Origin of the sequence: Blastococcus tunisiensis (assembly GCF_900112815.1) — a bacterium.
Lineage (GTDB): Bacteria > Actinomycetota > Actinomycetes > Mycobacteriales > Geodermatophilaceae > Blastococcus_B > Blastococcus_B tunisiensis.
The window spans coordinates 38,649-51,947 of the sequence record NZ_FOND01000018.1; the positions used below are offsets into that span (position 1 = coordinate 38,649).

11 protein-coding genes are annotated in these 13,299 nt (G+C 73.7%); 4 read left to right on the forward strand and 7 right to left on the reverse strand.

Annotation, left to right across the window (positions count from 1 at the left end):
- Both BM142_RS19320 and BM142_RS19325 read right to left on the reverse strand, forming a co-directional pair.
- The gene (locus tag BM142_RS19320) at positions 1-1,752 is read right to left on the reverse strand and encodes an MDR family MFS transporter (RefSeq protein WP_092202284.1); all 1,752 of its coding nucleotides are present in this window, start codon (positions 1,750-1,752) and stop codon (positions 1-3) included.
- Positions 1,749-2,246, reverse strand: a complete 498-nt coding sequence (locus BM142_RS19325) for a MarR family winged helix-turn-helix transcriptional regulator (RefSeq protein WP_254791082.1) — start codon at positions 2,244-2,246, stop codon at positions 1,749-1,751. The genes BM142_RS19320 and BM142_RS19325 overlap by 4 nt, the downstream gene beginning before the upstream one ends.
- Before the next feature lie 173 nt (positions 2,247-2,419).
- Between BM142_RS19325 and hrpA the strand changes: the two genes are divergently transcribed.
- Positions 2,420-6,376: an ATP-dependent RNA helicase HrpA gene (gene hrpA / locus BM142_RS19330; protein ID WP_092202286.1), complete on the forward strand. Its 3,957-nt coding sequence runs from the start codon at positions 2,420-2,422 to the stop codon at positions 6,374-6,376.
- On the opposite strand, the gene BM142_RS19335 is transcribed toward hrpA, so the two are convergent.
- Positions 6,363-6,707, reverse strand: a complete 345-nt coding sequence (locus tag BM142_RS19335) for a hypothetical protein (RefSeq protein ID WP_092202288.1) — start codon at positions 6,705-6,707, stop codon at positions 6,363-6,365. The two genes, hrpA and BM142_RS19335, sit on opposite strands and share 14 nt — an antisense overlap.
- A gap of 152 nt (positions 6,708-6,859) precedes the next feature.
- Between BM142_RS19335 and BM142_RS19340 the strand changes: the two genes are divergently transcribed.
- The 3 genes from BM142_RS19340 (at position 6,860) to BM142_RS19345 (ending at position 8,964) form a co-directional block, all read left to right on the forward strand.
- The gene (locus BM142_RS19340) at positions 6,860-7,249 is read left to right on the forward strand and encodes an ATP-binding protein (protein ID WP_092202290.1); all 390 of its coding nucleotides are present in this window, start codon (positions 6,860-6,862) and stop codon (positions 7,247-7,249) included.
- A 130-nt stretch (positions 7,250-7,379) separates the two neighbouring features.
- Positions 7,380-7,550, forward strand: coding sequence for a hypothetical protein (locus BM142_RS24715; protein WP_175527365.1), 171 nt, complete (start codon positions 7,380-7,382; stop codon positions 7,548-7,550).
- Between the two features lie 73 nt (positions 7,551-7,623).
- A complete protein-coding gene (locus BM142_RS19345; protein WP_092202292.1) occupies positions 7,624-8,964 on the forward strand; it encodes a cytochrome P450 in 1,341 nt (446 codons plus the stop codon).
- Here the strand turns inward: BM142_RS19345 and BM142_RS19350 are convergent.
- The 4 genes from BM142_RS19350 to BM142_RS19365 all read right to left on the reverse strand — a co-directional run bounded on the left by BM142_RS19350 (position 8,891) and on the right by BM142_RS19365 (position 13,299).
- Entirely contained in the window at positions 8,891-10,213 is a 1,323-nt protein-coding gene (locus BM142_RS19350) for a CynX/NimT family MFS transporter (protein WP_092202294.1), read from the reverse strand. The genes BM142_RS19345 and BM142_RS19350 overlap by 74 nt on opposite strands.
- Positions 10,213-11,535 carry a sulfate adenylyltransferase subunit 1 gene (locus tag BM142_RS19355; protein WP_092202296.1) on the reverse strand — a complete coding sequence of 441 codons (1,323 nt, stop codon included), beginning with the start codon at positions 11,533-11,535 and terminating at the stop codon, positions 10,213-10,215. The genes BM142_RS19350 and BM142_RS19355 overlap by 1 nt, the downstream gene beginning before the upstream one ends.
- The gene (gene cysD / locus BM142_RS19360; protein WP_092202298.1) at positions 11,535-12,443 is read right to left on the reverse strand and encodes a sulfate adenylyltransferase subunit CysD; all 909 of its coding nucleotides are present in this window, start codon (positions 12,441-12,443) and stop codon (positions 11,535-11,537) included. The genes BM142_RS19355 and cysD overlap by 1 nt, the downstream gene beginning before the upstream one ends.
- Before the next feature lie 142 nt (positions 12,444-12,585).
- Positions 12,586-13,299 (reverse strand): PaaI family thioesterase, encoded by a 714-nt coding sequence (locus BM142_RS19365; protein ID WP_092202300.1) that lies wholly within the window; start codon positions 13,297-13,299, stop codon positions 12,586-12,588.

Genomic DNA, 13,299 nt, shown 5'->3' on the forward strand with positions numbered 1-13,299 from the left:
TCAGCCGGCGGTGTCGCCCGGGCGGCCGGCCGGGGGCGGGACCGAGGTCGGGGCGGCGGTACCGGCGGCGTGGACGACCTGGCCCGCCTCGTCGTCCGGAGGTGGGGTGCCGGCCTCCTCCTGGCGCGCCTGGATGCCGCTCTTGGTGCTCAGCGCCAGCTGCGGGAGGAACAGGAAGACGAAGAACCCGATGGCCACGACGCAGGCGGCGATGAGGAAGACCAGGTCGATCGAGTCGGAGAAGCCGACCTTGAACGGCTGCGCGAGGTAGTCGGGCAGCTCCTGGATGAACGAGGTGTCCGACAGGTCGCCGGTCTGCAGCTGCCCGCTCTGCAGCGCCTGGGCGACGCGGGGATCCTCGCCGGCCGCCGTCCGCACGGCGTTGCCGATGTCGGTGGGCAGCCGGGTGAACAGGATCGAGAGGAACACCGCGACCCCGATCGTGCCGCCCATCTGCCGGAAGAACGTGACCGACGAGGTGGCCACCCCCATCTCCCGCGGCGAGACAGCGTTCTGGACGGCGAGGATGACCGGCTGGAAGTTGAAGCCGAGGCCCAGGCCGAGCAGCACCATGAACGGCACCAGCGTCCAGATCGAGGTGTCGGCCTCGACGAGGAACGACATCGCGAGCAGCGCGGCCACCATGAAGGCGATCCCCACGAGCGGGAACACCTTGTACTTGCCGGTCTTCGAGATCGCGATGCCCGAGCCCATCGCACCGGCCATGATCCCGGCGACCAGCGGGATCATCTGCAGGCCCGCCACCGTGGCGCTGGAGCCCTGCACGATCTGCAGGTACTGGGGCAGCAGCAGGATGCCACCGAACATGCCGGCACCCATCACGATGCTGCCGACGCCGCCGACGGCGAAGCTGCGGTTGCGGAACAGCCGCAGGGGGAGCAGTGCGTCGTCGCCGTAGGACCGCTCGGCCAGCACGAAGAGCAGGAAGCCCACGGCGCCGATGGCGTAGCAGACGACCGCGCCGCCGGAGCCCCAGCCCCAGGTCCGGCCCTGCTCGGCCACGATCAGCAGCGGCACGAGGAACGTGACCAGGGCCAGCGCCCCCGGCCAGTCGATGCGGTGGTCGCGGCGCTGGTGCGGGAGGTGCAGCACCCGGTAGACGACGGCGAAGGCCAGCGCGCCCAGCGGCACGTTGATGAGGAAGATCCAGCGCCAGCCGTCGAAGCCGAGCAGGGAGCCCTGGCCGGCGAGGAAGCCGCCGATGACCGGGCCCAGGACGCTCGACGTGCCGAAGACGGCCATGAAGTAGCCCTGGTACTTCGACCGCTCCCGCGGCGGCACGATGTCCCCGATGATGGCCAGCGCGAGCGACATCAGCCCGCCTGCCCCGATGCCCTGCAGCGCCCGGAAGGCCGCGAGCTGGTACATGGTCGTGGCGAAGGCGCAGGCCAGCGAGCCGAGGATGAAGACGCCGATGGCGAACAGGTAGAACGGCCGGCGGCCGTAGATGTCCGACAGCTTCCCGTAGAGGGGAGTGGCGATCGTCGAGGTGATCAGGAAGGCCGTCGTCGCCCACGCCTGCAGGTCGTAGCCCTGCAGGTCGTCGGCGATCGTCCGGATCGCCGTGGAGACGACGGTCTGGTCGAGCGCCGCCAGGAACATGGCGGTGACCAGCCCCAGCAGGATCGTGACGATCTGGCGGTGCGTGAAACCGCCGTCGGCGTCGGGTGCCGCGGCCGCCGCACGGGCGCCCCTGCGCTCGGCCGCGGTCGTACGGGTGGACTGGCTCATCGGTTCTCTTCCGCGGGGTCGGGCGCAGCGGCGGCGTCGATGCTGCTGGGGAGGGTGGCGGTGATGTCGTCGAGCAGGCGCCCGAAGAGGGTGGTGAGGGTGGCGAGGTCCCCGGCGTCCCATGCCGCGGTGACCTGGTCCAGGTGGTTCTCCCGCTCGCGCCGGAGCGACTCGAGCGCGGCGTGACCGGCGTCGGTGACCAGCAGCCGGCTGGCCCGGCCGTCGGTCTCGTCCGCCACCCGGCGGACCAGGCCCTGGTCGACCAGGGCGGCGACGTGCCGGCTCACGGTCGACGGATCGGCGTGCACCAGCTCGGCGAGGGCGCCCTGGCGCAGGGGGCCCAGGCGCACGAGCGGGTGGAGCAGCACGAGGGCGGCGCGGTCGCGGTGGTCGGTGCCGGCCTGCTGTGTCTTGAGCGCGTGCACCAGCCGCATGAAGCGCGGCAGCTGCTCGGACAGGACGCGGACCTCGGCGAGCCGGTCGGGCTCGGGCACGGGACCTCCGGACGGGGGGACGACGGGGTGGTTGCGCGGAGCAAGCAACCAGTTGCAAGGTACACGCATCCGTCGGCGGACGGTGCGCCGCCGCACCCCGACGAGTGAGTGGGATCCTGGGCGGGCCGGGTTCCCGGCTGCACCCGTCCGCCGGAAGGAACGCGAGCCCCACCGTGAGTGCCCCCACCGTCTCGGCCGACGAGGCAGCGCTCCGGGAGCGGCTCCCGGCGCTCACGCTGCTCGACGAGCACCGGCTGCGCCGCCGGCTGGACGGGCTGCGGAAGACCCGCGACCCGCAGGCCCGGGCGCGGCAGCGCGAGCGGATCGCGGCCGACGTCGCCTCCGCCGAGGAGCGCATCGACCGCCGCCGGGCCGCCGTCCCCGTCGTCACCTACCCGGACGAGCTGCCGGTCAGCGCCCGCCGGGAGGACATCGCCGCGGCGCTGCGCGCGGCGCAGGTGGTCGTCGTCGCCGGCGAGACCGGCTCGGGGAAGACCACGCAGCTGCCCAAGATCGCGCTCGAGCTCGGCCGCGGCGTGCGGGGCCGGATCGGGCACACGCAGCCCCGCCGGATCGCCGCGCGCAGCGTCGCCGAGCGGATCGCCGAGGAACTGGACAGCCCGCTCGGCGAGGTCGTGGGCTACAAGATGCGCTTCACCGACCAGGTCTCGGACACCACCGTGGTCAAGCTCATGACCGACGGCGTCCTGCTCGCCGAGATCCAGAGCGACCGGTTGCTGCGCCAGTACGACACGATCATCCTCGACGAGGCCCACGAGCGGAGCCTCAACATCGACTTCCTGCTGGGCTACCTCGCGCAGATCCTGCCGCGCCGGCCGGACCTGAAGCTGGTCATCACCTCGGCGACGATCGACGTCGAACGGGTGGCCGCTCACTTCCGGGGTGCGCCGATCGTCGAGGTCAGCGGCCGTACGTACCCGGTCGAGGTGCGCTACCGCCCGGTCGTGGACCCGGACGATCCGGAGGCGGACGAGGACCGCGACCAGGTGAGCGCGATCCTCGACGCCGTCGACGAGCTCACGGCGGAGGGGCCCGGCGACATCCTGGTGTTCCTCGCCGGGGAGCGGGAGATCCGCGACACCCAGGACGCCCTGGCGGAACGGTCCCTCCCGCTCACGGAGATCGTGCCGCTCTACTCCCGGCTGTCGGCCGCCGACCAGCACAAGGTCTTCACCCCGCACAGCGGGCGGCGGATCGTGCTGTCGACCAACGTCGCCGAGACCTCGCTGACCGTCCCGGGCATCCGGTACGTGATCGACCCGGGCACGGCGCGCATCTCCCGGTACAGCCATCGGACCAAGGTGCAGCGGCTGCCGATCGAACCGGTCAGCCAGGCCTCGGCCCGGCAGCGGTCGGGGCGGTGCGGGCGGCTGGGGCCGGGAATCGCGATCCGGCTCTACTCCGAGGACGACTTCGAGGCCCGGCCGCAGTTCACCGACCCGGAGATCCTGCGCACCAACCTGGCCTCGGTGCTGCTGCAGATGGCCGCCCTCGACCTGGGGGCGATGGAGGACTTCCCGTTCGTCGACCCGCCCGACCGCCGGGCGATCGCCGACGGCCTGGCCCTGCTCGAGGAGCTGCACGCCCTCGACGAGCGGGGGAAGCTGACGCCGACCGGCCGCGTCCTGGCCGCCCTCCCGCTGGACCCGCGCATGGCCCGCATGGTCGTCGAGGCGAACGAGCGCGGCGTGCTGGACGAGGTGCTGGTCATCGCCGCCGGGCTCACCATCCAGGATCCGCGCGAGCGGCCCGGCGAGCACCAGCAGGCGGCCGACGAGCTGCACCGCCGGTTCGCCGACGAGAACTCCGACTTCCTCGCCCTGCTGAACCTGTGGCGCTACCTGGGCGAGCAGCAGGAGGTGCTGAGCGGCAACCAGTTCCGGCGCACGGTGAAGCGGGAGTTCCTGCACTACCTGCGGATCCGCGAGTGGCAGGACCTGCACGGCCAGCTGCGCGGGACGGCGCGACGGCTCGGGATGGCCGTGGGGGAGCCGGCCGCCGAGCCCGACGAGAGGGGCATCCACGCCGCGCTGCTCGCGGGTCTCCTCTCCCACGTCGGCATGCAGCTGGAGCCGGTCAAGGGGCGCGACGGCAAGCCCGGCCGGCCCGGCCGGGAGTACCTCGGCACCCGCAACACCAGGTTCGTGATCGCACCCGGGACCCCGCTGGCGAAGAAGCCCCCGCGCTGGGTGGTGGCGGCCGAGCTGGTCGAGACCAGCCGGCTGTTCGCGCGCACCGTGGCGCGCATCGACCCGGAGGAGGTGGAGCGGCTCGCCGCCCACCTGGTGAAACGCCAGTACAGCGAGCCGCGGTGGGACGCCAAGCGCGGGTCCGTCGTCGCCACCGAGCGGGTCACGCTCTACGGGTTGCCCCTGGTGGTCGGCCGGCGGGTCCAGTACGGCTCGATCGACCCGGTCGTCTCCCGGGAGCTGTTCATCCGGCACGCCCTGGTCGAGGGGCAGTGGACGACGCACCACCGCTTCTGGGCCGACAACCAGCGGGCCATGGAGCAGGTCGCCGCGCTCGAGGAACGGGCCCGACGGCGCGACATCGGTGTCGACGACGAGACGGTGTTCGAGCTCTACGACGCCCGCATCCCGGCCGACGTCGTCTCGACCCGGCACTTCGACCGCTGGTGGAAGCGAGCCCGCCACGAACAGCCGGACCTGCTGACCTTCACCCCGGAGATGCTCAGCCATGCGGCCGCTGCCGGGCAGGTCCGGGTCGAGGACTACCCCGACGAGGTCCGGCTGACCCAGGGCCTCACGCTGCCGCTCTCCTACGCCTTCGCCCCCGGGACGGCCGAGGACGGCGTCACCGTCGACGTCCCCCTCGCCGTCCTCGACGGCGTCGCCGAGCGGACCTCCGGGGAGTCACTGGCGTTCACCGTGCCCGGGCTCCGCGAGGAACTGGTGACGTCGCTGCTGCGGACGCTGCCCAAGCAGCTGCGCCGCGGGCTGGTGCCGATCCCGGACCGGGTGCGCGAGGTGCTGCCGCGCATCGACCCGGGGGAGCCGCTACTGCCGGCCCTGGAGCGCGAGCTGCGCCGGGCGACGGCGGTGACGATCCCGCCGGACGCGTGGGCGCCCGAGCAGGTTCCCGGCCACCTGCGGGCGACCTTCCGGGTGCTCGACGACCAGCAGCGTCCCCTGGCGACCGGCAAGGACCTGCAGGAGTTGCGGGCCCAGGTCGCGCCGAGGGCCCGCGCCAGCCTCGCGCGGGCCGCCACGGACCTGGAGCGCAGCGGGCTGACCGGGTGGACCTTCGGCGCGCTGCCGCGGACCGTGGAGGTGCATCGCGGCGTCCACGTCGTGACCGCCTACCCCGCGCTGGTCGACGAGGGGGCGACCGCCGGCATCCGCGTGGTGCCGACCGAGGCCGAGGCCGAGCGGCTGATGCGCCGCGGCGCCCGCCGCCTCCTGGTGCTGGTGGCGGGCTCGCCGGCGAAGCAGGTCGTGAAGACGCTGTCGCCGCGCACACGACTGGCGCTGCAGTTCAACCCCGACGGCGAGATCGCGGACCTCGTGGCCGACTGCGTCGACGCGGCGGCCGACGAGCTGATCGCCGCGGCCGGCGGCCCGCCCCGGGACGAGGTGGCGTTCACCGCACTCGTGGCGACGGCGAAGGCGGAGCTGCACCGGCTGACCGTCGACGCGGTGCAGAAGGTCGAGGACGTGCTGACCCGCGCGCGGGAGGTCGCGGTTGCCATCGGTGGGGCGCCGGCCCGGCGGGTCCCCGAGGCCGCCGTGGCCGACCTGCGCCGGCAGATGACGGGTCTGCTGCACCGCGGGTTCGTCGCGGCCGCGGGCCGGCGGCGGCTGCCCGACCTGGCCCGCTACCTGCGCGCGATGGCCCACCGGCTGGAGAAGCTGCCGGCCAACGCCGTGCGCGACGAGCTCGCGATGCGCCAGGTCGCCGCCGTCACCGAGGAGTACGAGGCGTTGCGTGCGCGCCTACCGGGCGGGAACGCCCCGGACGACCCCGTCGTGCGGATCCGCTGGATGATCGAGGAGCTGCGCGTGGGGCTGTTCGCCCAGGCCGTCGGTACCCCGCGGCCGATCTCCGAGCAGCGCATCTACAAGGCGATCGACGCGCTCATCGCTCCCTGAGCAGTGCGGAGATCCGCTGGCGGGTGACGCCGAACATGGCGGCGATCCGGTTGATGCTCACCTGCTCGGACTGCAGGGCGGCCGCCTGCTCCCGCCGCCAGCGGTGGCCGGCCGCGGAGAGCGAGGCCAGCACCGTCGAGATCCGCTCGACGACCAGGGGGCGCGGCTCGCCGTCCACGATGTCCAGCCAGGCCCGGCCCGCACGGCGCTCGGCCAGCAGCTTGTCGGCGCGGGCGCGGGCACGGACGAGCTCGTCCACGCAGCGGTCGAGTTCGGTGACGAGGTCCTGGAGGGCGCGCTCGGCCACGTCGGCGGGGGGATCGGCGGTCATGTCGGTTGCACACTACCAAAGTGAACAGGTGTTGCATGCAACCGCCATGACACGCAATGGCCCTTGCGCCTGACGACCCTGTGTGATTGGTTGTGTGCAACGGAGTGGCCCCGTAGCGCTGCCCGGTCGCGACAGCAGAACGGATCCCCGACGTGTCCAGCCGCACCGCCTGCATCGACCTCCCCGCCATTCCGCCGAGCGTGACGGTCTCGCGGCATCTGGTCCTCGAGCTGCTCCGCTCGTGGCAGGTGCCGCACGACCGGGAGGACGCCGCGCTGCTGGTCACCGAGCTCGTCGCCAACGTCGTCGACCACGTCGGGGACTCCGGCCCTCTGACCCTGGAGCTCGCGGTGTCCCAGGACTGGCTGCGCATCGCGGTCATCGACGGCTCGCCGGTGCGCCCCGTCGTCCGAGAGGCGTCACCGGACAGGGCCCGGGGGCGGGGGATGCAGCTGATCGAGGCGATCGCCGACCGCTGGGGCGTCGAGGACCACCGCGGCGGCAAGCGGGTCTGGTTCGAGCTGCGGCCGCCGCAGCGCTGAGCCGGCGGACGTGCACCCCGCCCAGCCCACCTCGCAGCGGTCAGGGGCGGGTCCCGGTGGTTTGCCGTCCGCGGTGATCGGGGACCGGCTGCGGGGACGGCATGTTCGCGAGAGAGAGGAAACGCCCGTGATGAGCGAGCCCACCGGAGACGTGCACACCGCTGGGGAGGGCGTCTCCGACGAGGAGATGGTCGACACCGTCGCCGGTCAGACCGACAGCGCATCGGAGCACGCCGACACCGCCGGGAAGGACTGGAACGGGGACCCGGGCGAGGCCCCGGCCCCGCCCGACCAGGCCTGAGTAGCCCCGGCAGCCGTCCCGCCGGTGCGACGCGGCACCGACCGGGCGGCTCGGCGCTGACAGACTCCCGCAGGTGAGCACCTCCACCGTGCCGGCGTCGACCGGCGTCGCGACCCGTGCCCTGCGTCCCGCGCGGACCGTCGTCCGCTGGGCCGTGCGGCACGGGCTCCCGGCCGTCTACCTCGACCGCGGCGCGCGCCACGGGGATCCGGTCGGCCGGTTGCTGCGCGACGGCGCGGTCCGCGACGAGCCCTACCCGCTGTACGAGGAGCTCCGGGCGCGCGGCCCGCTCTCGCCCGGCAGCATCGGGCTGGTCACCCCCTCCCACGCCGTGGCCTCGGAGATCCTGCGTTCCGACCGGTTCGGCGTCGGCTGGGACCGGTCGCAGGCGCCCCGCCCGATCCGCTGGGCGCTGGCCTTCGGGGACGAGCTGGACGCCACGGGGGTGGCCGAGCCGCCGTCCATGCTGGTGGTGGACCCGCCCGACCACACCCGGTTCCGCCGGCTGGTGAGCCGGGCCTTCACTCCCCGGGCCGTCGCGGCCTTCGAGCCGGTGGTGCAGCGCACCGCCGACTCCCTGCTCGACGCGCTCGAGCTGCGCAGCGGCGTCGTCGACCTGGTGGAGACCTACGCCGCCCAGCTGCCGGTGCTGGTCATCGCCGACCTGCTGGCCGTGCCCGCCGAGCGCCGGGCGGACTTCCTCCGCTGGGGCGCGGCCGCGGCGGCCACGCTCGACCCGGGGCTGCCCTTCCGCCGGTACGTGGCCGCCGAGCGGGCGCTGCGGGCGATGCACGCCTTCCTGCGGGAGCACATGGCGCGGCTGCGCCGCGACCCGGGGGAGGACCTGGTCAGCCGGCTGGTGAGCCTCCCGGAGGACGAGGCGCTCACCGAGCGCGAGCTGCACGCCACGGTGATGCTGCTGCTGGGCGCCGGGTTCGAGACCACCATGAACCTGCTCGGCAACGGTGTGGTGCTGCTGGACGGCCACCGCGAGCAGTGGGAGGCCCTGCGCGCGGCGCCCTCGGGCTGGGACGGCGCTGTGGAGGAGATCCTCCGCCACGACAGCCCGGTCCAGATCACCGGCCGCACGGCGACGGGCACCGTCTCCGTGGCCGGCCGGCAGGTGTCGCCGGGCACCCGGGTGACCGTGCTGCTCGGCGCCGCCAACCGCGATCCGGACGTGTTCGACGAGCCCACCCGGTTCGACGTCGGCCGCCCCAACGCCCGCGACCACCTGGCCTTCTCCGCCGGCATCCACTACTGCGTGGGCGCCGGACTCGCCCGGCTGGAGGGGGTGATCGGCCTGCGTGCCCTCAGCGAGCGCTTCCCGGCGCTGCGGGTCAGCGGCCGGCCGGTCCGGCGCGATCTGCAGACGCTGCGGGGGTTCGAGCACCTTCCGGTGCAGCTGCGGTGACGCCGTCGGCGGGGACGACGTCGAGGACGGTGGCCCGCGCGGCGCCCCACCCGGCCCACGTCATGGGGACCAGCGCGACGAGCAGCACCGCCAGCGGCCAGGACCAGCCGCGGGTGCCGTCGTGCAGCGCGCCGAGCACGAGCGGGCCGAGCGCCGCCAGCAGGTAGCCCAGGCACTGCGCGACGCCGCCCAGCCGCGCGGCGACCAGGGGCGTCGGGCTGCGCAGCACGATGAGGGTGAGCGCGAGGGCGAAGCCGCCGCCCTGGGCCAGGCCGAACGCGGCGACCCAGACCAGGGTGGCTCCGGCGGGGTCGGCCAGCAGCCCGCCCAGCCCCACGAGGTACGCCACCGCCACCGCGAGGATCAGCGGCCGCTGCGTGCGCATCCGACCGGCCTGCGCGGGGGCCACCAGCGCGCCGACCGCCCCGACGACGTTGGCCAGCCCCAGCAGCAGCCCGCCCTCGCTCACCGGGACGCCGGCGTCGGCGAGCAAGGTGGGCAGCCAGGCGGCCACGGAGTAGAACTGGACGCTCTGCAGGCCGATGTAGGCCGTGACCTGGCGGGCGAGGGGCTGGCGGAGCAGCGACCACGAGCCCTCGCCCTCCGCGAGCGGTGCGTTCGTGCGCCGGTCGCGACCGGTGCCGGCCACCGGCAGCCACAGGGCCAGGGCGGCCAGGGCGAGCAGCAGCCACGTCCCGAGCGCCCACCGCCAGTCCACCCCCAGGGCTCCGGCGAGCGGGATGGTCAGGGCGGCGCCCGCGGCGGCGCCGATGTTCAGCGACGCCGAGTAGAGGCCCATCACGGCGCCGGGCCGGCGGAACTCCCGCTTCACGTACGCCGGCAGCAGCACGTTCGCCAGGGCGATCGCGGCCCCGGCGACCAGGCTGCCGGCGAACAGCAGCGCGACCGGCGGCAGCAGCCGCAGCGCGATGCCGGCCGCCAGCAGCCCGAGCGACAGCCCGACCGCCGTCTCCAGCCCGATCCGCCGGGCCAGCCGCGGCGCGACCGGCGCGAACGCGCCGAAGCACAGCACCGGCAGCGTGGTCAGGAGGCCGGCCAGCGCGGAGGACAGCCCGGTGTCGGCCCGCAGGTCGCGCAGGATCGGCGCCACCGCGACGACGGCCGGCCGCTGGTTGAGCGCGACGGCGACGATCGCCGCCACGAGCAGGGCGGTCGCGAAACGGGTGCGGCCCCGCTGCAGGGGCCCGGGCCGAGTGTGCGAGGCCTGGGGGGCAGCGGGCTCCTGCATCAGCCGGCGGGGGTGAGCATGCCCGCACCGACGGTGGCGTTCGTGGCCTCGTCGATGAGGATGAACCGGCCGGTCACACGGTTGCGGGTGTAGTCGTCGACGAACAGCGGCTGGGTGGCCCGCAGGCGCACCCGGCCGATGTCGTTGAGGCCGAGCTCGCCGGCGTCGGGGTCGCGGTGCAGGGTGTTCACGTCCAGCCGGTAGGCCAGCTCCTTCACCACGGCCCGCACGGTGCGGGTGGTGTGCTTGACCGCGATCCGCTGCCGGGGGCGCAGCGGCTCGTCGGCCATCCAGCAGACGAGCGCGTCGACGTCCTGGGTCGGCTGCGGCGCGTTCGCCGGGCGGCAGATCAGGTCCCCGCGGGAGACGTCGACGTCATCGGTGAGCCGGACCGTGACCGCCATGGGCGCGAACGCCTCGTCGACCGGTCCGCGGGGGCCCTCGATGGCCGAGATCCGGGTGGTCAGCCCGCTGGGCAGCACCTGCACCTCGTCGCCCGGCCGCAGCACGCCGCTGGCCACCGTGCCGGCGTAGCCGCGGTAGTCGTGGTGGGCGTCGGACTGGGGCCGGATCACGTACTGCACGGGGAACCGCGGGTCCACCAGGTTGCGGTCGCTCGCCACGTGCACGTGCTCGAGGTGGTGCAGCAGCGTCGTCCCCTCGTACCAGGGGGTGTTCGCCGAGTGGCTGACCACGTTGTCGCCGTGCAGGGCGGAGATGGGGATGACGGTCAGGTCGGGCACGTTCAGCTTCGTGGCGAACGCGCTGAACTCGTCCCGGATCGACTCGTAGACGTCCTCGGACCAGCCGACGAGGTCCATCTTGTTGACCGCGACCACCAGGTGCGGCACCCGCAGCAGCGAGGCGAGGAAGGCATGCCGGCGGCTCTGCTCGAGCATCCCCCGGCGCGCGTCGACCAGCACGATCGCCAGGTCGGCGGTCGAGGCGCCGGTGACCATGTTGCGGGTGTACTGCACGTGCCCGGGGGTGTCGGCGAGGATGAACGTGCGCCGGGGGGTGCTGAAGTACCGGTAGGCGACGTCGATGGTGATGCCCTGCTCGCGCTCGGCGCGCAGGCCGTCGGTGAGCAGGGCCAGGTCGACGTAGTCGCCCTTGCTGGCGCGCTCGACCGCCTCGTACTGGTCCTCGAAGATCGCCTTGCTGTCGTAGAGCAGCCGGCCGATCAGCGTGCTCTTGCCGTCGTCGACGGACCCCGCGGTGGCGATCCGCAGGATGTCCTTGCGCGCGGTCGCGATCTCGACGGCGTGCTCGGCGACGGGGGAGTGGACGTCGACGGGGCTGTCGGTGGGCCCGCTGCTCATCAGAAGTAGCCCTCCTTCTTCCGGTCCTCCATGGCGGCGTCGCTCACCTTGTCGTCGCCGCGGGTGGCGCCGCGCTCGGTCATGCGGGTCACCGCGATCTCGGCGATGACCTCCTCGACGGTGGTCGCCTCGGACAGCACGGCCGCGGTGAGGTTCGCGTCGCCGACGGTGCGGTAGCGGACGGTCTCCCGGCGCACCTGCTCGCCGTGCCGCGGCGTGATGAACTCGTTGACCGCGTAGAGCATCCCCTGGCGCTCGACGACCTCCCGCTGCTGCGCGAGGTACAGCGCGGGGATGGCGATGTCCTCCCGCAGGATGTACTGCCAGATGTCGAGCTCGGTCCAGTTCGACAGCGGGAAGACGCGGATCGACTCACCCAGGTGGATCCGGCCGTTGTAGAGGTCCCAGAGCTCGGGCCGCTGGTTCTTCGGGTCCCACTGGCCGAACTCGTCGCGGAAGGAGAACACCCGCTCCTTGGCGCGGGCCTTGTCCTCGTCCCGGCGGGCGCCGCCGAACAGGGCGGTGAAGCCGTGCTCCTCGACCGCGTCGAGCAGCACCGGGGTCTGGATGCGGTTGCGGGAGCCGTTCGGCTCCTCCTTCACCGTGCCCGCGGCGATGGCGTCGGGCACCGAGGCGACGACGAGCTGCACGCCCAGCTCGGCCACCCGCTTGTCGCGGAACTCCAGCACCTCGGGGAAGTTCAGGCCGGTGTCCACGTGCATGACCGGGAACGGGATGCGGGCCGGGGCGAACGCCTTCCGGGCCAGCTCCAGCATCACGATGGAGTCCTTGCCGCCGGAGAACAGCAGCACCGGCCGTTCCAGCTCCGCGACCACCTCACGGAGAACGTGGATGGACTCGGCTTCCAGCGTCTCGAGCTGGCTGAGCCGGTAGTCGGGGGTGGTCATGCGGACGGGCTCCGAGAGGTCGGCATCAGGACGACGTACCGCACCCACCAACTCCATCGGCACGGTGCGGATTCCCGACCAGTGTCCGCTATCGGCAGCCGGCCGCCGCCGCCAGGACCCCGCCGGCCGGCTCCGGCCGCGGTCAGCTCCGTTCGTCGACGGCGGTGGCGTCGCTGGGCCGGCTCGGCGGGGTGTGCCGGCCGGTCGCATCGGTGATCGAACCGAAGTAGGCGTCGACCTTCTCCGGACGCGGCATCACGAACACCCCGCGGGCCTCGACGAGGACCCGGTCCGGGTCGTCGGCCAGCGCGATGGTGCCGGTGATGACCGACTTGCGGCCCGAGCTCTCCGCCACGCCGGCACGCAGCGACAGCGCCGTCTCCAGCGGCAGCGGGCCGCGGTAGTCCAGCTCCAGGTGGGCGGTCATGCCCCACAGGCCCGCGGCGGCCGCCGCGGAACCGAGCAGCTGGTCCATCAGCAGCGCGCTCATGCCGCCGTGCACGAAGCTGGGCGGTCCCTCGTACGCGACCCCGAGGGTCACCTGCGCGACGACGCCGTCCCCGTCCCGGTGGACGACGAGCGGTGGGGCGAGCGCGCTGCCGACTCCGGTGACCGGGTTGAACACGCGCCGGCCCCTCGTCAGGTCGTCCAGCGCCGGGAGCTGGGCCGGTGAACGGCGGGCGACGGCGAGCCGCTCGGTGGCCTGCCGGACCAGCTCGGCGGCGCCGCGCACCTCGGCGGCGGCGACCGTGGTGGTCACCGAGACCTCGATGAGCTCGCGCAACGCGGTCCCCAGGTCGGCTGCGGCGGCGAGCGGCTCGGCGTCGGGGATCGTCCCGCTGTCGTTCGAAGTCAC

Coding starts and splice junctions, on each gene's coding strand:
- BM142_RS24715 (WP_175527365.1), top strand. CDS start 7,380: ATGAGCGAGCCCACCGGAGACGTGCACACCGCTGGGGAGGGCGTCTCC.
- cysD (WP_092202298.1), bottom strand. CDS start 12,443: ATGACCACCCCCGACTACCGGCTCAGCCAGCTCGAGACGCTGGAAGCC.
- BM142_RS19335 (WP_092202288.1), bottom strand. CDS start 6,707: ATGACCGCCGATCCCCCCGCCGACGTGGCCGAGCGCGCCCTCCAGGAC.
- BM142_RS19350 (WP_092202294.1), bottom strand. CDS start 10,213: ATGCAGGAGCCCGCTGCCCCCCAGGCCTCGCACACTCGGCCCGGGCCC.
- BM142_RS19320 (WP_092202284.1), bottom strand. CDS start 1,752: ATGAGCCAGTCCACCCGTACGACCGCGGCCGAGCGCAGGGGCGCCCGT.
- BM142_RS19355 (WP_092202296.1), bottom strand. CDS start 11,535: ATGAGCAGCGGGCCCACCGACAGCCCCGTCGACGTCCACTCCCCCGTC.